At 71.4% G+C, this 343-nt stretch carries 1 pseudogene; it reads left to right on the top strand.

Going from position 1 to position 343, the window contains the following annotated elements:
* Positions 1–307: pseudogene (locus ACK4TH_RS12725) on the top strand (glycosyltransferase family 2 protein); the annotation flags it as partial.
* Positions 308–343 lie beyond the last annotated feature (36 nt).

Genomic DNA, 343 nt, shown 5'->3' with positions numbered 1-343 from the left:
GACGATGCAGCGCAATTTTGACGAGGCGCGCTCCTTTGCGCGCTACTTTGGCTACCGGCTGCAGCCCCATCTGGGTGGGGCGGCGCGGGCGGCTTGGGCCTTGGCGCGGCGCGATGCCCACTGGCTGCGCGAAGCGGGCCTGCGCGGCGGGCGTTGGCTGTCGCAAGCGGTGTACATGGCGGCTATCGAGTCCGCGCGTGTGCTGGGACAGTACCTGGGATCGCGGCACGACCGGCTGCCGTCGGTGCTGACGCGGGGCATCTCCCGCGACGAGCGGCTGCAGCGGGTGGGGGCGGCGCGATCGTGAGGGCGCTGTGGATCAAGCGTCTGCGGCAAGTGTGGC

The sequence above is a fragment of the Tepidimonas sp. genome, assembly GCF_046292505.1.
In the GTDB taxonomy this organism is placed as follows: Bacteria; Pseudomonadota; Gammaproteobacteria; order Burkholderiales; family Burkholderiaceae_C; genus Tepidimonas.
The sequence above is the reverse complement of the archived record's forward strand: the minus strand, read 5'-3'. Positions and strand labels throughout refer to the sequence as shown.